This is a genomic window from Vogesella amnigena (genome assembly GCF_042648905.1).
Lineage (GTDB): Bacteria > Pseudomonadota > Gammaproteobacteria > Burkholderiales > Chromobacteriaceae > Vogesella > Vogesella amnigena.
The window spans coordinates 103384-122703 of record NZ_JBHRYH010000002.1 but is presented as its reverse complement, the minus strand read 5'-3'; the positions used below and the strand labels follow the sequence as shown (position 1 = coordinate 122703).

The window sequence follows — 19320 nt, the reverse complement described above, 5'->3', positions numbered from 1 at the left end:
GTATTCACGCTTTTTCTAATAATTTTTCAACAGCAATAATCACATCACGCACATCAATCACCGCCATGCACAATGCCTGCTTGCATTTTCCAGGCTCTGCCCCAATGCGCCGATCACAGCGTAAAGCCCAATCAACCGGCCTATGATGTACCGAGCGATCATTACGACAAGGGAACCACTCCGGCCCGACCGCGATACAGGGATAGCGCGAGAAGAATCTGCTGGCGCCAAAGATCGCGGCACTGCCCGGGCCGAACAGCATCACCAGCGGCGTGCCCGCGGTCTTTGCCAGATGCGCCACTCCCGTATCAGGGCAGACAGCCACGCAGGCGCCAGCCAATACGGCGCGTAACTGCGGCAAATCAAGATTGCCTGCCATGACCTGATCGTGACTATCGATCGCTATTGCATCCAGCAAGGCGCTTTCACCAGGGCCGCAGCTCCACACCACGCCGATTTGCTGCTGCCGCAACCAGTGGGCCAGTTGTTGCCAGTTGGCTGGTGCCCAGCATTTGCTGGCCGAACTGGCTCCCACGTGCAAGACAGCGTAACGCGCAGGTAACGACACTGGCACCACGCCCAAGATTGGCCAGTCCGCAATGTCAAAAGGTCGAGGGGGCGGGCCAGGCAGCAGTTCCGCTGCGGTATCCGCCCAGGCGGTAGGCTCGGTGGAATAGGCAACCTTTTCGTCAACCAGCCAGTTCTTGTATGCCGGCTGCTCGCCAGCAAAACCAACAATCCAGCGACCACCAAGCGCACGGGCAAGGTAGCCAAGCCGGTTTTCACCAACCAGAAGCACCAGATCAAAGCGTGGCAGGGCAAACAGCCGGCGGATCGACGCGAAGTCGCGCGGCTGCCATGCCATGGCCGTGACGCCGTAAGGGTGGTTCGCATACAGGCTGGCATGCAAGGGTGGGCAGGCCAATACCATTTCGGCAGTCGGATACTGCTGCCGCAGCTTGGCCAGCAGGCTGGTTGCCAGCAAGGCATCACCCAGCAGGAACTGGTGCAATACCAGGATGCGCCGCACCTGCTCCGGTTCCGGCTTGCGGCGCAGCCAGCCAAACAGCAACCGCGGCAGCAGCAAGGCGAAAATCAGCAGGCGGCCGGGAACTCGGCTGTTCTTCATGCCGCCTCGCCTGCCAGCCAGCGCTCGTACAACGCAATCATGCTGTTCACCATCTGTTGTTCGGTAAGCGCCGCCACCTGCTGGCGCGCAGTCGCGCCCATCTGCGGCCAACGCGCACGCGCGTTCAGCCAGGCCGCCACCGCCTGGCGCCAGCCGGCATCGTCCTGTGGTGCGCTGATCCAGCCAGTCTGGCCGGGCTCGACCAGTTCGGCGGCGCCTACCCGGCTGCTGACCAGCACCGGCAGGCCGCAGGCCATTGCCTCGCTCACCACCAGGCCGAATGGCTCGTACAGCGCCGGCAGGATGAAGCCATCAGCCATGCCGTAATAGCTGCGCACATCGGACTGCGCGCCGGTGAAGCGCACCCGCGCCGCCACGCCCAGCTGCTGTGCCAGCCGCTGGTAATGGCGCAGCTTCTTGTCGCCCCCCACCACCACCAGCCACACCTCGGATTGCTGGCTGACGGCCTGTAATGCCTGCGCCACGCCCTTGCGCTCGAAACCGGAGCCGACGTACACCAGCACCGGCGCCTGCGCTGGAATGCCCAGTTCAGCACGCAAGCTGTCACGGCTGACGCGAGCATCCTGTGGGTTGAAGAAGGCAGTATCGATACCGTTGAGAATCACATGGCACTTGTCTGCCGCCACACCGTAATGCGCGACGATGTCGTTCTTGACCATCTGCGAGATGCAGATCACACCTTTCAGCGCCGGCGAAAGGTACATCGCCCGCTCTGCGGCCAACATGTAGCGGTGATACGGGTTGCACAGCATGCCCAGCCTGCCCAGCGGCCCTTTCACCCCACGGCGCGAGGCCAGCCAGGCACGGTGCACGCCATCGTCGGCACGGTAGACATGGCAGCCAGGGATGCGTTCATGCGATTGCACCAAGCTGGCGCCGTCCTGCTGCCAGCGTGCCTTCGCGGCACGGGCAAAGCTCCAGTCGCGCCAAACATTGCCCAGGTAGAACGGGTTCACCGACACTCCCTTGATGCCGTCGATGGCCTGCCACTTGCGGTTGATCAGGTAGGCGTCGATGTCCGGCCGCCCGCGCAGCTGGCGCAGGATGGCGCTGACGATGCGTTCGGCTCCGCCGGCCGGATTGTATTTCTGTCGCACGATGGCGAGTGTTTTCATGATGCTGGCTGCCCCACTTCGCGGCGCAGCTCGGTAATGGCCTGCAACACCTGCGGCTCCTCGATACGTACCAGGCACTCGCTGCGCCAGCCACCACCGCAGCCATCCTTGCCACACGGGCGGCATGGCATATCGGATGTCAACACCCGGTGCGCTACCTGCCACGGCCCCCACTCGATATCGCCGGAGGGGCCGAACAGTGCCACGCACGGGGTCTGCAGCGCTGCGGCCATGTGCATCGGCACCGAATCGACACCGAACAGCAGCTCGGCATCATCGATCAGCGCGCCCAGCTGCTTCAGGGTCAGCTCGCCTGCCAGACTCACCACCGGACGCTTCAGCCGTGCCTGGATATCCGCCACCATGGCCAGCTCCGCCGCATCCGGCGCCGCCGACAGCACCACGCAATCGCCGGCAGCGGTCAGCCCGTCGATCACCGCCGCCATGCGTTCCACCGGCCAGGACTTGAACAGCCAGCGCGAGGTGGGATGCACCAGCACGTAGCGCCCGCTCACGCCCTTGGCGGCCAGCTTGGCTCGCACCGCTTCACGCGCGGCCTCAGGAATGGCCAGCTGCAGGCGACGCTCCTTGTCGCTCGGCTGGATTCCCAGCCGCCGCAAGGCATCGAGATGGATTTCCACGGTATGGCGGCGATTGCCGGCGATCTCTGGATAGAGATGGCTGAAGCCGCGCGACAGGAACTTGCCGAAGTGGCCGATGGCGGCCACCGCCCAGCGCGGCTGCAGCAGCCGCACCAGCCAGGCACCACGGTTGTGGTTGGTCAGGTGCACCACCAGGTCATACTGGCGGGCACGCAGCCGCGACAACAGCTGCCATTCGGCGCGCAGCTGCCCCAGCGGGCCCAGCTTTTTCCACTGCCGATCGATGGTGAACAGCTCGCTCAGTTGCGGATGGCCGGACAACATCTCGCGGGTGTCGTGATACACCAGCGCGTCGATCTCGGCGTGCGGGGCATGATTTTTCAATACCGACAGCACGGGCGAGCTCAGCAGTACATCGCCGTGATGACGCAGCTTGATAACCAGCACGCGCCGTACGGCGGACAAATCGATGGCGTCCTTGAGCATGAAAGAAAAAAGCCGGGTCAGGCGCCCGGCCCAGCATTAAGTTGTTGCAGAAGATCGGCGATTTTATCAGGGTCTTCACTGCGCAGGATACGGGCAGCGTGCGGTCCGACTTCATCGAGGTGGGCATCCAGCACATTCTGCTTTACTTGCAGCAGGTTGGCCGGATGCATGGAAAAGCGCCGCAGGCCCATGCCCAGCAGCAGGCGGGTGAGGCGCGCGTCGCCCGCCATCTCGCCGCACACCGATACCGGCTTGCCGGCCTTGGTGGCAGTCTTGATGGTGTGCGAGATCAGCTTGAGCACCGCCGGATGTACCGGGTCATACAGATGGCTCACCGAATCGTCGTTACGGTCGATGGCCAGCGTGTACTGGATCAGGTCGTTGGTGCCGATGGACAGGAAATCCACGTGCTTGAGCAGGCTGCCCACCACCAGCGCGGCGGACGGAATCTCGATCATGGCGCCGACTTCGACTTCCTGCTCGAACGCCAGCCCCTCCTCGCGCAGCTCGCTCTTGGCATATTCCAGCTGCGCCAGCGCCTGCTTGAGTTCCGACAGGCTGTTGATCATCGGGAACAGGATGCGGATCTTGCCGTGGCAGCTGGCGCGCAGCAGCGCACGCAACTGGCCGCGGAACATCAGCGGCTCGGCCAGGCACAGGCGGATGCCGGTCAGGCCCAGCGCCGGGTTCTCGGCACTGCCGTGCCCCAGCCAGCGCGGGTTCTTGTCGGCGCCCAGATCCATGGTGCGCACCGTTACCGGCGCACCGCGCATGGCCTCGGCCACTGCGCGGTAGGCGCTGTACTGCTCGTCCTCGGACGGCAGGCTGTCGCGCCCCAGGAACAGGAATTCACTACGGAACAGGCCCACACCCACCGCGCCGGAGTCCAGCACGTTGGCCGCATCCTGCGGCAGCTCGATATTGGCCAGCAGCTCGATGGGGGTGCCATCACGGGTGATGGCATCGGTCTTGCGGATACTGGACAGCTTGCGCCGCGCTTCCACCCAGTTGCGCTGGCGGCGGCGATACTCGGCCAGCACGGTAACCGGCGGGTCGATGATCAGCACACCCTGCTGGCCATCGACGATGATCATTTCCTCTTCGCGCACCAGCTCGCGCGCGTGGTGCAGCGCAATCACCGACGGCAAGTCCAGGCTGCGGCCCAGGATGGCCGTGTGGCTGGTGGCGCCGCCGACATCGGTAACGAAGGCGGCCACATTGGCCTCCTTGAAGTACACCATGTCCGCTGGCGACAGGTCGTGCGCCACCAGGATGGTGTCTTCGTCCAGATCCTCGGCGATCTGCAGCTCGGTGCTGTGGCCGCCCAGGTTCTTGAAGATGCGTTCGATCACCTGCAGCACATCGTGCTTGCGTTCGCGCAGATAGTCTTCCTCGATGGCGTCGAATTGCGCCACCAGGGTGTCGCACTGCAGTTTCAGCGCCCATTCGGCGTTGCAGCGCTGGCTTTCCACCAGCTCGCGGGGCTCGCGCGAAATGGTGGGGTCGGACAACAGCATGATGTGCAGCGACAGGAACGCCCCCAGCTCGGCCGGGGCATTCTCGGGGATGGTGCCCCACAGCATTTCCAGCTGCTTGCGGGTGTCGCGTACGGCAATGTCGAAGCGGGCTTGCTCGGCGGGAATCTCGTCGTCGTCCAGCGCCAGATGCACCACGTCATCCATGCTCTGGGTCAACAAGTGCGCCCGGCCGATGGCGATGCCGCCACCGATGGGCACGCCGTGCAAGATGATGCTCATTGTTCGCTCCCCCGCCCTTTGTTGTTATCTGTCGCTGGCAGCCCGCCGGCTCACTCCGCCTCGTCGAAGCGGTTGTTGATCAGCTCCACCAGCGCAGCCATGGCGGCCTCTTCGTCCTCGCCATTGGTTTCCAGCTCCACCAGCGCGCCCTTGGCGGCAGCCAGCATCATCACTCCCATGATGCTTTTGCCATTGACACGGCGGCCATTGCGCGCGATCCACACCTCGGCACGAAAGCGGCTGGCGGTCTGGGTGAATTTGCTGGATGCCCGTGCATGCAGGCCCAGCTTGTTGATGATCTCAATCTCTAGTTTCTGCATCTTTCCCCTCTGGCAGCATGTAGTAGACCCCTTCCAGCCCGCCAGTGATGGCCTTGCTGACCACCACTTCCAGTGCCTGGCTGCTGTAGCACAGCGCGCGCACCAGCATCGGCAGGTTGATGCCGGCCACCGCTTCCACCTTGCCGGCCTCTACCAGCCGCCAGGTGATATTCGCCGGTGTGCCCCCCACCATATCGGTGAGCAGCAGCACGCCGTCTCCCTGCTGCAGGGAGGCGACCAGTGCACCGGCTTCGCGGAACTTGTCTTCCGGGTCTTCGTGTTTTTCCACGGCCATCACCGCCAGATTGTCCGGCACCCGCCCCAGTACGTGGCGTGCGCAGTCGGCCAGGCTGTGTCCCAGATTGCCGTGCGAAATAATCAATACACCAACCATGTCTCGTCTACTTCCGGCTTGGCCGGCTGTGTTGGCCGCATCACGGCCTGACGGATGCTCAATCCGCCGCTCCCGGCGCCGGTTCGGCACGGCGGTACCAGCCCAGCCGCGACGACAGCGCCACCACATCGCCCACGATAATCAGCGCGGGCGAACTGATACTATGCGCCTGGATCAAGCCAGGCAAGGTTTCCAGTGTACCAATCGCGGTACGCTGGCTGCTGGTGGTGGCACGTTCGATCACCGCCGCCGGCGTGGCGGCGGCCTTGCCATGACGGATGAACTCGGTACAGAGTTCCGCTGCCATGGTCAGTCCCATGTACACCACCACGGTCTGCTGCGGGCGGGTAAGCGCCGGCCAGTCTAGGGCAATGCTGCCGTCCTGCTTGTGACCTGTGACAAACACCACCGACTGCGCGTGGTCGCGATGGGTCAGCGGAATGCCGGCATAGGCCGCCGCGCCGCTGGCCGAGGTGATGCCCGGCACCACCTCGAACGGAATACCCTGCGCCGCCAGCGCCTCGATTTCCTCGCCGCCACGACCGAAGGTAAACGGGTCGCCGCCTTTCAGCCGCAGCACGCGCTTGCCCTCGCCCGCCAGGCGCACCATCAGGCTGTTGATGTCTTCCTGCGCCAGGGTGTGATTGGCACGCTGCTTGCCCACGAAAATGCGCTCGGCATCGCGGCGCACCAGCTCCAGCAGCGGCTCGGCCACCAGATTGTCGTACAACACCACGTCGGCCTGCTGCATCAACCGCAAGGCGCGGAAGGTCAGCAGATCCGGGTTGCCGGGGCCGGCTCCCACCAGGTAGACCGCGCCGGAAGGCGGCGTATCGCTTGCGGCCAACCTGGCTAGCATCTCGGCCTCGGCAGAGACTTCGTCGCCATTCATCACCCGCTCGGCCAGCGGGCCTTCCAGCACCGACTCCCAGAACGCGCGCCGCTGCTCCACATTGCCGAAACGCGCCTTTACCCGGTCGCGGAAGCGGCTGGCGAAACGTGCCAGGTTGCCGAAACCGGCCGGGATCATGCTTTCCAGCCGGGCGCGTACCAGCCGCGCCAGTACCGGCACACCGCCACCGGTGGATACCGCGATCACCAGCGGCGAGCGGTCGACAATCGCGGGGGTGATGTAGCTGGACAGCTCGGGATCGTCCACCACATTGGCCGGAATACCCTGTGCCTGCGCCGCCTGCGACACCAGGCGGTTCACCTCGCGCTGGTCGGTGGCAGCCACCACCAGCCGGTAGCCACGAACGTCCTCTGCTGCCACCTCACGCGGCAGATGCCGGATCTCGCCACTGGCCGCCATGGCCGCCAGCTCGGGCGCCAGCTGCGGTGCCACCACAGTCAGCCTGGCTCCGGCACTGCGCAGCAGCCGCGCCTTGCGCAAGGCCACCTCGCCACCGCCCACCAGCAGGCAGGGCTCATCCTGCAGCCGCAGAAAGATGGGGAAATACTCCACAGACCGCTCCTATCGATAATCCCGTCGAGCATACCCGCTCAAGCGCCCCTTGGCGATTGGCAAACATGCCGCCAAGCCAGATTCCGCTGCTGTTTTCGGGGCCATTACCGCTACAATCACACTGTTCATCATTTCCACCGGGCAAGTTCATTCCCGACTACCCGCAACCATGGAGCGGATCGTGCCGGATCCCAGCCTGCATACCATCCTCAGTGCCCTGCCTGGCGGCTACCTGCTGCTGGACCCAGCATTGCGGGTCCGCTTCGTGACCCAGCGTTTCGAACTGCTGCTGCAATGCCCGCCGCTTGCCTGCGGTCAGACACTGCCAGCGCAATTACTGCCCGGCGCCGTGCTACAGCAGCTGCAGCAACCGTCGCCGCAGGCATGGGCCTGGCAACATTTCCACCATGGCACGCTGCTGGACTGGCTGCTGACTCCGCTGTCGGACGGCCTGCTACTGAGCGTGCGTGAGGACAGGCAGGCATTCCGTACCCTGGTGGAAAACTCGCCGGACATCATCAGCCGCTACGATGCCGACCTGGTCTGCCTGTTCGTCAACAGTGCACTGGCACGCTACTCCTCGCTGCCACCGCTGTATCACGTCGGCCTCGGCATCGATGACCGTGGCCTGCCAGGCAGCATGGTGGATGCCATGCGCCATGCCCGGCAGCAAGTGCTGCACAGCGGCCAGCCCTACACCTTCGAAACCGAAGCCAACCTGCCGGAGCAGCACCTGGTATTCGAAGCCAGGCTGCTGCCGGAATACGACGACAGCGGCATGCTGCAAAGCCTGCTGTGCATCGAACGCGACATCACCCACCAGCACGCCAACCGCCTGTGGCAGGCCGATGAAAACCGGCTGCTGGAAATGCTGGCCAACGACCGGCCGCTACCGGAGGTGATGGACTGGACCTGCCGCATGATGGACAGCCACCTGCCGGGCGCGATGAACTCCATCATGCTGCTGCAGCCGGATGGCGAGCACCTGCAGGTAGCCGCCGGGCCGGGCCTGCCGGAAGAGTACAAGGCCAGCATCGACGGCATTGCCATCGGCGAGGGCGTCGGCTCTTGCGGCACCTGTGCGACACGTGGCGAGGCGGTAATCGTCAGCGATGTGCTGCATGACCCGCTGTGGGCGGCGTATACCGGGCTGCTACAGCAATTTCCGCTGCGCGCCTGCTGGTCGCACCCGATCCTGGCGCACGATGGCCGCGTGCTGGGCACCTTTGCCACCTATTTTTCCGAACCGCGCAGCCCGCAGGACGACGAGCTGAACATCATCCGGCGCACCTCGCACCTGATGGCCATCGCCATCCAGCAGGAGCGCCGCGCCAGCCAGCTGTTCCAGCTGGCCACCCAGGATGCGCTGACCGGGCTGACCAACCGCCGCCACTTCATGGAGCTGGCCGGCAAGGCGTTCCAGGAAGCGCGCCAGAGTGGCCGTCCGCTAAGCCTGCTGATGCTGGATCTGGATCATTTCAAATCCATCAACGACCGTTTCGGCCACGAAGCCGGCGATACCGTGCTGCAGCTGTTTGCCCGCCTGCTGGTGGATGGCCTGCGCGGTAGCGACCTGATCTGCCGCATGGGCGGCGAGGAGTTTGCCGCCCTGCTGCCGGGCGCCGGTCACGAGGAAGCCGTGGCCGCGGCACAGCGCATCTGCAAGGCGGTCAGCGGCAGCAGCGTGCTGCATCAGGAGCAGCAGATAGACATTACCGTCAGCATCGGTGTGTGCAGCCTGGATGGCCAGCAGATGGCGCTGGGCGACCTGATCCGCCAGGCCGACAAGGCGCTGTACCAGGCCAAGCACGAAGGCCGCAACCGCGTCTGCCTGGCTCTCGGCGACAGCTAGCAGCGGCCCCAAAAAACATGCGGCCAACCCGCAAAGGTTGGCCGCATGGTATTTCCGGATGCAATCAGCCCGCGCTCAATGCGCGGCCTCCCAGCTCGGCCCCACTCCAACCTCGGCCAGCAGCGGTACCTTCAGCGCCGCTGCGCCGGCCATCAGCTGTGGCAATCGCTCGCGTACCTGCGCCAGCTCGGCCTCGGCCACTTCCAGCACCAGTTCATCGTGTACCTGCATGATCAGCTTGCTCTGCAGCTGCTCTGCTTCCAGCCAGCCCTGCACCGCCAGCATCGCCAGCTTGATCAGGTCGGCGGCGGTGCCCTGCATCGGCGCGTTGATTGCCGCGCGCTCGGCGCCGGCACGGCGCGCCTGGTTGGCCGCACGGATCTCCGGCAGGTACAGGCGGCGACCGAATACCGTTTCCACGTAGCCCTGCTCGGCGGCAGCAACGCGGGTGCGCTGCATGTAGTCGGCCACGCCCGGATACTTGCGGAAGTAGCTGTCGATATACTGCTGCGCGGCATCATTGCTGATGCCCAATTGCGAGGCGAGGCCGTACTTGCCCATGCCGTAGATCAGGCCGAAGTTGATGGCCTTGGCAGCGCGGCGCTGCTCGCCGCTGACCTCGGCCAGCGGCACGCCAAACACCTCGGCGGCGGTAGCCTTGTGGATGTCCTCGCCACTGGCAAACGCCGCCAGCATGCCTTCGTCACCAGACAGGTGCGCCATGATGCGCAGCTCGATCTGCGAATAGTCGGCGCTGACGATTACATAGCCTGGCGTGGCCACGAAGGCCTCACGCACACGGCGGCCTTCGGCGGTGCGCACCGGGATGTTCTGCAGGTTGGGATCGTTGCTGGCCAGGCGCCCGGTAATCGCCACCGCCTGCGCATAGTTGGTGTGCACGCGGCCGGTTTGCGGGTTGATCAGCGTCGGCAGCTTGTCGGTATAGGTGGACTTGAGCTTGGCCAGGCTGCGGTACTGCAGGATCAGCTTGGGCAGCGGGTAATCCAGCGCCAGTTTTTCCAGCACCTCTTCATCGGTGGAGAAACCGCCGCTGGGCGTCTTCTTTACCCCCTTGGTGGGGATACCCAGCTTGCCGAACAGGATTTCCTGCAGCTGCTTGGGCGAATTGAGGTTGAACGGCTGGCCGGCCAGTGCGTAAGTCTCCTGCTCCAGGCGCAGCATCTCGCTGCCCAGCTGGTGGCTCTGCGCCGCCAGGATGTCGCGGTCGATCAGCACGCCGTTGCGCTCCATCTTGAACAGCACCTCGGCCACCGGCAGCTCGATGTCGCGGTACACGCTCAGCAGCCGCCCGGTCAGCAGCGGCGCGAAATACTGGTTCAGGCGCAGGGTGATGTCGGCATCTTCCGCCGCATAGTTGGCCGCCACGTCCACCGCCACTTCGTCGAAGCCGATCTGCTTCGCCCCCTTGCCGCAGATTTCCTCGTAGCTGACCGTGGTTTCGCCCAGGTGGCGGCTGGCCAGGTCATCCATATTGTGGCGCAGGTGGCTCTCGATCACGTAGGACGCCAGCAGGGTGTCGTCGGCCACGCCACGCAGGGTGATGCCGTGATTGGCCAGCACATGGCGGTCGTACTTCAGGTTCTGCCCCAGCTTTTTCTTGCCGGCATCCTCCAGCCACGGCTTGAGCCGCGCCAGGGTGGCATCGCGCTCCAGCTGCTGCGGTGCGTCCGGGCCGCGATGCGCCAGCGGCAGGTAGGCGGCGTGGCCGGGTTCGATGGCAAAGCTCAGGCCGACGATACGTGCCTGCATCGGGTCCAGGCTGGTGGTTTCGGTATCCAGCGACACGATGTCGGCAGCGGCCAACTTTTGCAGCCATGCCTCCAGCTGCGCATCGTCAAGGATGGTTTCGTAGTGGCGCGCCAGCTGGGTAGCGGCTGGCACGGCAGGGTTGGCCGCAGGCGCCGGCGGCTCGGCAAACAGGTCCGTAGTCGCCCCGAACAGGTCGCCGCTGCTGGCTGGCTGCGCTGCCGGAGCCTCGGCTACCACCTCGGCGGCCGGTTCTGCAGCGCCCATCGCCTGCTGCACTTCGCGCAGGAAGGTGCGGAAGCCGCACTCGCTGAACAGCTCGGCCAGCCGCGGCAGGTTGCGCTCGCCATGCAGCAGGCTTTCCATGCCGGCCGGCAGCTCGGCAGCCAGTGCCACGTCGCACTTGATGGTGATCAGCTCGCGCCCGCGCGGCAGCCACTCCAGTGCGGTGCGCAGATTCTCACCCACCTTGCCGCCAACGTTGGCCGCATGAGCGATCACGCCGTCCAGGCTGTCGTATTCCTCCAGCCATTTCACCGCGGTCTTGGGGCCGCACTTGTCCACGCCGGGCACGTTGTCCACCTTGTCGCCGATCAGCGTCAGGTAGTCGATGATGCGCGTCGGCGGCACGCCGAATTTCTCCTTCACCCCGGCCTCATCCAGCGTTTCGTTGGTCATGGTGTTGACCAGCGTTACCTGCGGCGTCACCAGCTGCGCCATGTCCTTGTCGCCGGTGGAGATGATCACCTGCATGCCCTCGGCAGCGGCCTGGCGTGCCAGGGTGCCGATCACGTCGTCGGCCTCCACGCCATCCACCATCAGCAGCGGCCAGCCGCTGGCGCGCACCACTTCGTGCACGGTGGCGATCTGCGCGGCCAGGTCGGTGGGCATGGAAGGCCGGTTGGCCTTGTATTCCGGGTACAGCTCGTCGCGGAAGGTCTTGCCTTTGGCGTCGAATATGCAGGCGCTATAATCGAACCGTACTTCCTTGCAGAGGCGGGCCAGCATGTTCACCATGCCGTAGATCGCCCCGGTCGGCTCGCCCTGCGGAGAACGCAGGTCGGGCATCGCGTGAAAGGCGCGGTACAGATAAGAAGAGCCGTCAATCAATAACAACGTTTTCATAAAGGCGATAAAAATGAGCTTGTCCGATAAATTGCCGCCAACCAGCGACCGCTACGCGATGATGCAACGTTTCCGGGCCCGCGAAGCCTGGCACGTGATGAAAATCCTGTCGGAATTCGTGGAATCGGCGGAGGAGTTGCAGCAGGTCACGCCCGCCGTCAGCATCTTCGGCAGCGCCCGCACCCCTCGCGACCACCCGTATTATAAGCAGACCGAACACATCGCCCGCCTGCTTTCCGATTCCGGCTTCGCCGTGATCTCCGGCGGCGGCCCCGGCATCATGGAAGCGGCCAACAAGGGCGCCTTCTACGGCAAGAGTCCGTCGGTGGGGCTGAACATCGTGCTGCCACACGAGCAGCGCCCCAATGAATACCAGGATCTGAGCCTGAAGTTCGACCATTTCTTCAGCCGCAAGGTGATGTTCGTGAAACACGCCATTGCCTATGTGGTAATGCCCGGCGGCTTCGGCACCCTGGACGAAATGTTCGAGGCGCTGACCCTGATCCAGACCGGAAAAAGCCGCAAGATGCCGATCATCCTGTGCGGCCGCGCGTTCTGGAGCGGCCTGTTCGAGTGGGTAAGCAACCGCCTGATCGGCGAAGGCATGATCAACCCGGAAGACATCAACCTGCTGCAGCTGATCGACGAGCCAGAGGAAATCGTGGAAACCATCTTCCGCTTCTACGAGACCCGCGGTTTCGAGGCGCTGCCGGAAGAACGCGAACAATTGCTGAACCTGTAAACACCAGCCAAGCCACGCCAGCCGCCGTGCTGGCGGGTGGCAATGCTAGAATGCAGAGGGCACCTCGAAAAACCCGGATTTCTAAGCGGGACAAGGCGCGAACGGGAAATTTCTCCGCAGCATATGTTTGATATGTAAGGAGAAATTTTTCGCGAGCAACGCAGTATCGCGACGAAAGCTGGAGTTTTTCGAGGTGTCCCAGAGTGGCAGAGGCGGCCCCGAGACCGTTCGCCATGCCAGAATCCAGGACAAGGAACCCCTCATGCAACGCATCTTGCTGGCCAGCCTGCTGCTGGCCACAGCGCTGGCCCATGCCGCCCCGGCCCTGCCGCCGGCGGGCATGGAGCCGGAAAAACAGGTTACCGACTACGGCAACAGCACAGTGGAAGAGTATCGCCGCAATGGCCAGGTATATCAGATCAAGGTCAACCCGGATGGCGCGCCCAGCTACATGCTGCTGGATGAAGACCGCGGCGTGAAACCGCAGTCGAACGGCAGCGAACGCCCGACGCTGACACCCAGCTGGCCGCTGATGTCGTTTTAAGGAACCGGCATGTCTGTTTACACCTCCGTCAGCCAGGACGAGATGCGCGCCTGGCTGCAACGCTACGCGCTGGGCGAGCTTGTCGAACTCAAGGGCATCGCCGCCGGCGTTACCAACACCAATTACTTTGTCACCACCACGCACGGCCGCTACGTGCTGACGCTGTTCGAGGTGCTGACACTTGCCGAAGTGCCGTACTTCCTCAAGCTCAAGAGCCACCTGTCGCGTCATGGCGTGGCCTGCCCGGCACCGATCGCCGACCACACCGACAGCTTCGCCTCCATGCTGGCCGGCAAGCCTGCCTGCCTGGTGAGCTGCCTGAACGGCAAGGACATCAGCCACCCCAATGCCACGCAGTGCTTCGCGGTGGGCGAAATGCTGGCGCAGATGCACCTGGCCGGCAACACCTTCCCCATGCGCATGGCCAACCCGCGCGGCCCGGCATGGTGGAACCACACTGCCGCCGAGCTGTACCAGCACATGCCGGCCGACGAAGCCACGTTGCTGCGCGACGAGATCGCCCACCAGTCCAGCCATCGCTTCGACGACCTGCCGCAGGGCGTGATCCACGCCGACCTGTTCAAGGACAATGTGCTGATGGATGGCGACCGTATCGCCGGCTTCATCGATTTCTACTACGCCTGCAACGATATCCTGCTGTACGACGTGGCCATCGCGCTGAACGACTGGGCGCGGCTGGACGATGGCAGCATCGACGACACGCTGGCCAGCGCGCTGCTGTCCGGCTACCAGTCGGTACGCCCGCTCACCGCTGCCGAGGTCAAGGCCTGGCCGCTGATGCTGCGCGCCGCCGCCATCCGCTTCTGGACTTCGCGCCTGCTGGACTACTACCACCCTGCCAGCGGCGAGATGACGTTCACCAAGGACCCAGGGGTGTTTGGCCGTCTGCTGCAGGCGCATCGCCAGCGCCAGCATTTCTGGCTGTAAGCCAGCCGTTGCCAGCAACAGCCCGCCTTGCGGGCTGTTTTGCTTGCCCCGCTACCTGTGCGGTATAAACCTATCGATAGAGCCCATCATGTCCCTTCTCTCACGCATCTTTGGCAGAAAGAAATCGACCTACAAGGCCAATGAAACCGTGGTGTTCGATGAAACCAAGATCACTCGGACCATGCGCGACGGAAACCAAGAAACCCTCCAATGGGCCGAACTACAGGAGGTCTCAATCATCACGTCTGATGAGGGGCCGTTTGTCGACGACGTGTTTTGGGTTCTGTCTGGCACTGACACTGGATGCCTTGTACCTAGTGAGGCGGATGGTGCCAAGGAGCTTTTAGCCCACCTGCAAAAATTACCGGGCTTTAACAATGAGGCGGTAATTCAAGCTATGGGTAGCGCTGAGAATGCAAAATTTCTCTGTTGGAGCAAGCCACGCGAGCTCTAACCTTTCGGTCAAGCGGTGGACCGCTTACCTCCAACGATAACCGCGAGCAGACGGAGAACCCCATGTCCAACCGACTAATGCTGGTGGAAGACGACCAGCGGCTGGCCGATCTGGTAATCCAGTACCTGGCCAAACATGGCTACGAAGTGACACACCACCCGCGTGGCGATACCGCCGCCGACACCATTCTTGCGGCCAACCCCGAGCTGGTAATCCTCGACGTGATGCTGCCGGGCAAGGACGGTTTCGAGGTGTGCCGCGACATCCGCCCGCGCTACCACGGCCGTATCCTGATGATGACCGCCCGCGACGAGGAGATCGACGAAATCCTGGGCCTGGAGCTGGGCGCCGACGATTACCTGTCCAAGCCGGTGGAGCCACGCCGACTGCTGGCGCGCATCCGGGCGCTATTGCGCCGCAATGACGGTGATACGCCGCAAAACGCGGATGGCAGCCTGCAATTCGGCCAGTTCAGCATCAGCCAGGCCACCCGCGAAGCCACGCTGGGCGGCGAGGCCATGGAGCTGACTACCGCCGAATTCGACCTGCTGTGGCTGCTGGCCTGCCATGCCGGCGAGATCCTGTCGCGCGACGACATCATGAACGCGCTGCGCGGCATCGGCTTTGACGGTCTGGACCGCTCCATCGACGCGCGCATCTCGCGGCTGCGCAAGAAGCTGGGCGACAACCCGGAAACGCCCACCCGTATCAAGACCGTGCGTGGCAAGGGCTACCTGTTCTCGCGGAGCGACTGGGAGTGAAACCGCTGCCGGGTCTGGCACCACTGTTTGCCCGCTACTTCGTGCAGACCATGGTGGTGCAGTTCGTGCTGCTGCTGGGCTTTGTCGGCCTGCTGATCCTGCTCACCTCCGGCGCCGAACGCGACCGCATCGAGCAGCAGATGGCCGGCCCGGTACGCATGATCCAGCGCCAGCTGCTGACCCAGCCGCCGGCGGCACGTACCGCCGAGCTGGCCAGCATTGCCGAGCTGTTCGCCTACCCGCTGCAACTGCTGCCGGATGCACCGGCAACCCTGAACGACGAAGCCCGCGCCTGGCTGGCCAGCGGCAACAACTGGCTGGATAGCGACCGCCAGCTGCTGTACGCACCGCTGCCGGGTACCCGCCAGATCATTCAGCTGGGGCCGCTGGAAGACAGCATGGGCAAGGGCTGGCTGCAGAGCGAGGCCGGGCTGTTCCTGCTGTGGTTCGGCTTTTTCGGCGTGCCAATGGCGCTGCTGATCTATTTCAATCTGCGCCCGCACTGGCAGGCACTGAAAGCCCTGCGCGCCACCGCCACCCAGCTGGCGGACGGCGACCTGTCAGCGCGTGCGGCCAACATCAAGAGCCCGTTGTTCGGCCCGCTGGCCGGCTTGATCAACGATATGGCAGCCCGGCTGGAACGGCAGATGGAAACTCGCCAGGCGCTGGCGCATGCGGTGGCGCACGAGCTGCGCACCCCGGTGGCGCGGCTGCGCTTCGGCCTGACCATGCTGGACGAAGCCGAGGATGACAGCGAGCGCGGCCAGTTCCGCGAGGGCATGGAACGCGACCTGACCGAACTGGACGAGCTGCTCAACATCAGCCTCAGTTACGCCCGGCTGGACCGCGGCGAGGTGGCGCTACAGTACGAAACCATCGCCCTGACCACCTGGTTCGAGGATCTGGTGCAGCTGATGCACCCGCTAAAACCACCGCATATCAGCCTGAGCCTGGATTGCGTGGCCGGCGACGCCACCTTCGACCGCAAGCTGATGTACGTCGCCACCCGCAACCTGCTGCTGAATGCCTTCAAGTACGCCGCCAGCCAGGTACACATGCAGGTGTGGCTGGCCGCCGGGCAACTGCATATCGACGTGGATGACGACGGCCCGGGTATCCCGGCGGACGAACGCGACCGGGTATTCGAGCCGTTCCAGCGGCTGGATCGTTCGCGCGACCGCGCCACCGGCGGGCATGGTCTGGGGCTGTCCTTCGTGCGGCTGATCACCCTGCACCATGGTGGTGTGGCAAGCGCCAGCGAGGCTCGCCCGCTGGGCGGCGCACGCATGACCATTACCCTGCCGCAACACCCGCCGCAACCCTGAGCGCCGTCACACAGCGTCACACACCGCCACGCAGCCGGCACATTCCGCCCACGCAAGCAGCATAGTGTTAAGCCCCGCCGCTGCGCACAATGAGCCCATCAACTTCACCGATGACTCGGAGTGCTCCATGAAAAAACTGCTTATCGCTTCTGTACTGATCGCCGCCGGTTCTTCTGCTTTCGCCGCCGATACCGGTAACTATGTGTTCGGCAACCTGGGCGCCTCCGGCAGCCAGTGGACCCTCAGCGACGGTGCCGCCAGCCGTGCCGGCGTGGGCAGCACCAAGGTGAACCGTGACGATGCCAGCGACAGCATGGTGGAAATCGGCGTTGGCCAGCGCATCAACGATAACTTCGCGGTGGAAGGCAGCTACCTGCGCCATGGCGGAGCCATCGGCCTGAACGGCGCCGGCAGCCTGGACTACGACTCCTTTCGTGCAGCTGCACTTGGCATCATTCCCGTGAACGACAAGTTCGAGGTGTACGGCAAGGTGTCGGCCAACTACCTGCGCAGCAAGTTCCACAGCAGCAATGCCGCACTGGCCAGCAGCAAGGACGACACCGTTGGCCTGGGCCTGGGGGTGGGCGCGGCCTACAAGCTGAACAAGCAGGTAAGCCTGCGTGCCGAATATGAAACCCTGGGCAATATCGAACACAAGGACATTACCGACACCGCCCCGGTATCGGTAGTGAAGGCTGGCGTCAGCTACCAGTTCTAAAACCTTAGCTGCAGTTTCCTCCTCGTGTGTGTCCCTTGGCCCGCCTGGCGGCGGGCGATTTTTTGTTGAAGTGTGTTGAAGTGCGTTGCTTGGCCCGTCCCGTCCGGACGGGCTTCTTTTTTTGTAGCTTGGGCAAAGCATGGCGTGCCCACGAAGCCGTGAAGCCCCTTTTTCAGCCCGGCACCGCCATGCCGCGCTGTACCGCCGGCCGCGCGCCCAGCTCGGCATACCAGCGCGCCACGTGCGGGAAGTCGGCCAGATCAACGTGATGCCACTCGTGCCGCGCCGCCCACGGGTAGATGGCGATGTCGGCGATGCTGTAGTGCTCGCCGGCCACGTAGCGATGTGCCGCCAGCTGGCGATCCAGCACGCCGTACAGACGCAGCGTCTCGTCGTGGTAGCGCTTCTGCGCATACGGCACCGGCTCCGGCGCGTAACGCAGAAAATGATGCGCCTGCCCCAGCATCGGCCCGAAGCCCCCCATCTGGAACATCAGCCACTGCAAGGTCTGGTAGCGCTCGGCACCAGCTGCGGCCAACAGTTGGCCGCATTTCTCCGCCAGGTAAGTCAGAATCGCGCCGGATTCGAACAGCGCCAGCGGCGCACCGCCCGGGCCGTCGTGATCGACAATGGCCGGAATCTTGTTATTGGGACTGATCTTGAGGAAGTCCGGCGCAAACTGCTGATTGCTGTGGATGTCCACCGGAATCACCCGGTACGCCAGCCCCAGTTCCTCCAGTGCGATGGACACCTTCTTGCCGTTGGGCGTGCCCCAGGTATACAGATCGATCATGCTGGCTCCTTGCCGCTTGCCATGGCAATGCGTGCCGCCACCGGCGAACGGGTTACAATCGGTCATCGAGAAAAAAATGCAGGATACGTGAATGAGCCACCCGCACGCCAACCAAGTCAAAGCTTTTCTGCTGGAGCTGCAGCAGCGTATCTGCAGCGGGCTGGAGGCCGCCGACGGAGGTGCCCTGTTCCGCGAGGACAGCTGGGAGCGCCCGGCCGGCGGCGGTGGCAAAAGCCGCGTACTCACTGGCGGTGCGGTGTTCGAGCAGGCCGGGGTGAACTTCTCGCATGTCAGCGGCGAGGCGCTGCCCGCCAGCGCCACCGCACACCGCCCGGAACTGGCCGGCCGCCGCTTCGAAGCCATGGGCGTATCGCTGGTGATCCACCCGGAAAACCCCTACGTCCCCACCAGCCACGCCAATGTGCGCTTCTTCATCGCAGAAAAGGATGGCGAAGCACCGGTTTGGTGGTTCGGCGGCGGCTTCGACCTCACCCCCTACTACGGCAACGTGGAAGACGTGGTGCACTGGCACACGGTAGCCCGCGATTTGTGCGCCCCATTCGGTGCCGACAGCTACCCGAAATACAAGAAATGGTGCGACGAGTACTTTTATCTTAAACACCGCGGCGAGGCGCGCGGCGTGGGCGGGCTGTTCTTCGACGATCTCAACCAGCCGGACTTCGACACCAGCTTCGCCTTCATGCAGGCGGTAGGCAACGGCTTTCTCGATGCCTATCTGCCCATCGTCGAACGCCGCAAGGCTACCGCGTGGGGCGAGCGCGAGCGCCAGTTCCAGCTCTATCGCCGCGGCCGCTACGTGGAATTCAACCTGGTATGGGACCGCGGCACGCTGTTCGGCCTGCAAACCGGCGGCCGAACCGAATCCATCCTGATGTCCATGCCGCCGCTGGTGCGCTGGGAATACGGCTACCAGCCGGAACCGGGCAGCCCGGAAGCGGCGCTCTATAGCGATTTCCTGCCGCCGCGCGAGTGGGTGTGAGC

At 64.1% G+C, this 19320-nt stretch carries 18 protein-coding genes; 9 read left to right on the top strand and 9 right to left on the bottom strand.

What is annotated here, in order from left to right; all coding sequences use genetic code 11:
- Nucleotides 1-4 precede the first annotated feature (4 nt).
- Genes ACFOKJ_RS00985 through cysG form a run of 7 tightly spaced genes read right to left on the bottom strand, consistent with a single transcriptional unit; the run spans nucleotide 5 to nucleotide 7289 of the window.
- Nucleotides 5-1129 (bottom strand): glycosyltransferase family 9 protein, encoded by a 1125-nt coding sequence (locus ACFOKJ_RS00985; protein ID WP_390276114.1) that lies wholly within the window; start codon nucleotides 1127-1129, stop codon nucleotides 5-7.
- The gene (locus ACFOKJ_RS00980; protein ID WP_390276113.1) at nucleotides 1126-2265 is read right to left on the bottom strand and encodes a glycosyltransferase family 4 protein; all 1140 of its coding nucleotides are present in this window, start codon (nucleotides 2263-2265) and stop codon (nucleotides 1126-1128) included. Before ACFOKJ_RS00980 ends, ACFOKJ_RS00985 begins: the two co-directional genes overlap by 4 nt.
- On the bottom strand, nucleotides 2262-3353 hold the full coding sequence (gene rfaQ, locus ACFOKJ_RS00975; protein ID WP_390276112.1) for a putative lipopolysaccharide heptosyltransferase III: 1092 nt from the start codon (nucleotides 3351-3353) through the stop codon (nucleotides 2262-2264). The genes ACFOKJ_RS00980 and rfaQ overlap by 4 nt, the downstream gene beginning before the upstream one ends.
- Before the next feature lie 17 nt (nucleotides 3354-3370).
- Complete coding sequence (gene ptsP / locus ACFOKJ_RS00970) at nucleotides 3371-5110, bottom strand: phosphoenolpyruvate--protein phosphotransferase (RefSeq protein ID WP_390276111.1); 1740 nt, start codon at nucleotides 5108-5110, stop codon at nucleotides 3371-3373.
- 50 nt (nucleotides 5111-5160) lie between these two features.
- On the bottom strand, nucleotides 5161-5430 hold the full coding sequence (locus tag ACFOKJ_RS00965) for an HPr family phosphocarrier protein (protein WP_390276110.1): 270 nt from the start codon (nucleotides 5428-5430) through the stop codon (nucleotides 5161-5163).
- Nucleotides 5411-5824, bottom strand: coding sequence for a PTS sugar transporter subunit IIA (locus ACFOKJ_RS00960; protein ID WP_390276109.1), 414 nt, complete (start codon nucleotides 5822-5824; stop codon nucleotides 5411-5413). The genes ACFOKJ_RS00965 and ACFOKJ_RS00960 overlap by 20 nt, the downstream gene beginning before the upstream one ends.
- Before the next feature lie 58 nt (nucleotides 5825-5882).
- Nucleotides 5883-7289: a siroheme synthase CysG gene (gene cysG, locus ACFOKJ_RS00955; protein ID WP_390276108.1), complete on the bottom strand. Its 1407-nt coding sequence runs from the start codon at nucleotides 7287-7289 to the stop codon at nucleotides 5883-5885.
- A 181-nt stretch (nucleotides 7290-7470) separates the two neighbouring features.
- Here cysG and ACFOKJ_RS00950 point away from each other — a divergent pair, with 181 nt between their 5' ends.
- Entirely contained in the window at nucleotides 7471-9141 is a 1671-nt protein-coding gene (locus ACFOKJ_RS00950; RefSeq protein WP_390276107.1) for a sensor domain-containing diguanylate cyclase, read from the top strand.
- A gap of 75 nt (nucleotides 9142-9216) precedes the next feature.
- On the opposite strand, the gene polA is transcribed toward ACFOKJ_RS00950, so the two are convergent.
- Complete coding sequence (polA, locus tag ACFOKJ_RS00945) at nucleotides 9217-12042, bottom strand: DNA polymerase I (protein WP_390276256.1); 2826 nt, start codon at nucleotides 12040-12042, stop codon at nucleotides 9217-9219.
- Nucleotides 12043-12046: 4 nt separating this feature from the next.
- Between polA and ACFOKJ_RS00940 the strand changes: the two genes are divergently transcribed.
- The 7 genes from ACFOKJ_RS00940 to ACFOKJ_RS00910 all read left to right on the top strand — a co-directional run bounded on the left by ACFOKJ_RS00940 (nucleotide 12047) and on the right by ACFOKJ_RS00910 (nucleotide 17525).
- Nucleotides 12047-12775 carry an LOG family protein gene (locus tag ACFOKJ_RS00940; RefSeq protein WP_390276106.1) on the top strand — a complete coding sequence of 243 codons (729 nt, stop codon included), beginning with the start codon at nucleotides 12047-12049 and terminating at the stop codon, nucleotides 12773-12775.
- A gap of 262 nt (nucleotides 12776-13037) precedes the next feature.
- The gene (locus ACFOKJ_RS00935; RefSeq protein ID WP_390276105.1) at nucleotides 13038-13319 is read left to right on the top strand and encodes a DUF2782 domain-containing protein; all 282 of its coding nucleotides are present in this window, start codon (nucleotides 13038-13040) and stop codon (nucleotides 13317-13319) included.
- A 9-nt stretch (nucleotides 13320-13328) separates the two neighbouring features.
- Nucleotides 13329-14267, top strand: a complete 939-nt coding sequence (locus tag ACFOKJ_RS00930) for a homoserine kinase (protein WP_390276104.1) — start codon at nucleotides 13329-13331, stop codon at nucleotides 14265-14267.
- A gap of 88 nt (nucleotides 14268-14355) precedes the next feature.
- A complete protein-coding gene (locus tag ACFOKJ_RS00925) occupies nucleotides 14356-14721 on the top strand; it encodes a hypothetical protein (protein WP_390276103.1) in 366 nt (121 codons plus the stop codon).
- Nucleotides 14722-14783: 62 nt separating this feature from the next.
- Nucleotides 14784-15482 (top strand): winged helix-turn-helix domain-containing protein, encoded by a 699-nt coding sequence (locus ACFOKJ_RS00920; RefSeq protein ID WP_390276102.1) that lies wholly within the window; start codon nucleotides 14784-14786, stop codon nucleotides 15480-15482.
- Nucleotides 15479-16807 (top strand): ATP-binding protein, encoded by a 1329-nt coding sequence (locus ACFOKJ_RS00915; protein WP_390276101.1) that lies wholly within the window; start codon nucleotides 15479-15481, stop codon nucleotides 16805-16807. Before ACFOKJ_RS00920 ends, ACFOKJ_RS00915 begins: the two co-directional genes overlap by 4 nt.
- Before the next feature lie 127 nt (nucleotides 16808-16934).
- Complete coding sequence (locus ACFOKJ_RS00910; RefSeq protein WP_390276100.1) at nucleotides 16935-17525, top strand: porin family protein; 591 nt, start codon at nucleotides 16935-16937, stop codon at nucleotides 17523-17525.
- A gap of 172 nt (nucleotides 17526-17697) precedes the next feature.
- Here the strand turns inward: ACFOKJ_RS00910 and ACFOKJ_RS00905 are convergent, their stop codons facing one another.
- Nucleotides 17698-18318 carry a glutathione S-transferase N-terminal domain-containing protein gene (locus ACFOKJ_RS00905; RefSeq protein ID WP_390276099.1) on the bottom strand — a complete coding sequence of 207 codons (621 nt, stop codon included), beginning with the start codon at nucleotides 18316-18318 and terminating at the stop codon, nucleotides 17698-17700.
- A gap of 91 nt (nucleotides 18319-18409) precedes the next feature.
- Between ACFOKJ_RS00905 and hemF the strand changes: the two genes are divergently transcribed.
- A complete protein-coding gene (gene hemF, locus ACFOKJ_RS00900) occupies nucleotides 18410-19318 on the top strand; it encodes an oxygen-dependent coproporphyrinogen oxidase (protein WP_390276098.1) in 909 nt (302 codons plus the stop codon).
- The last annotated feature ends 2 nt before the right edge of the window (nucleotides 19319-19320 follow it).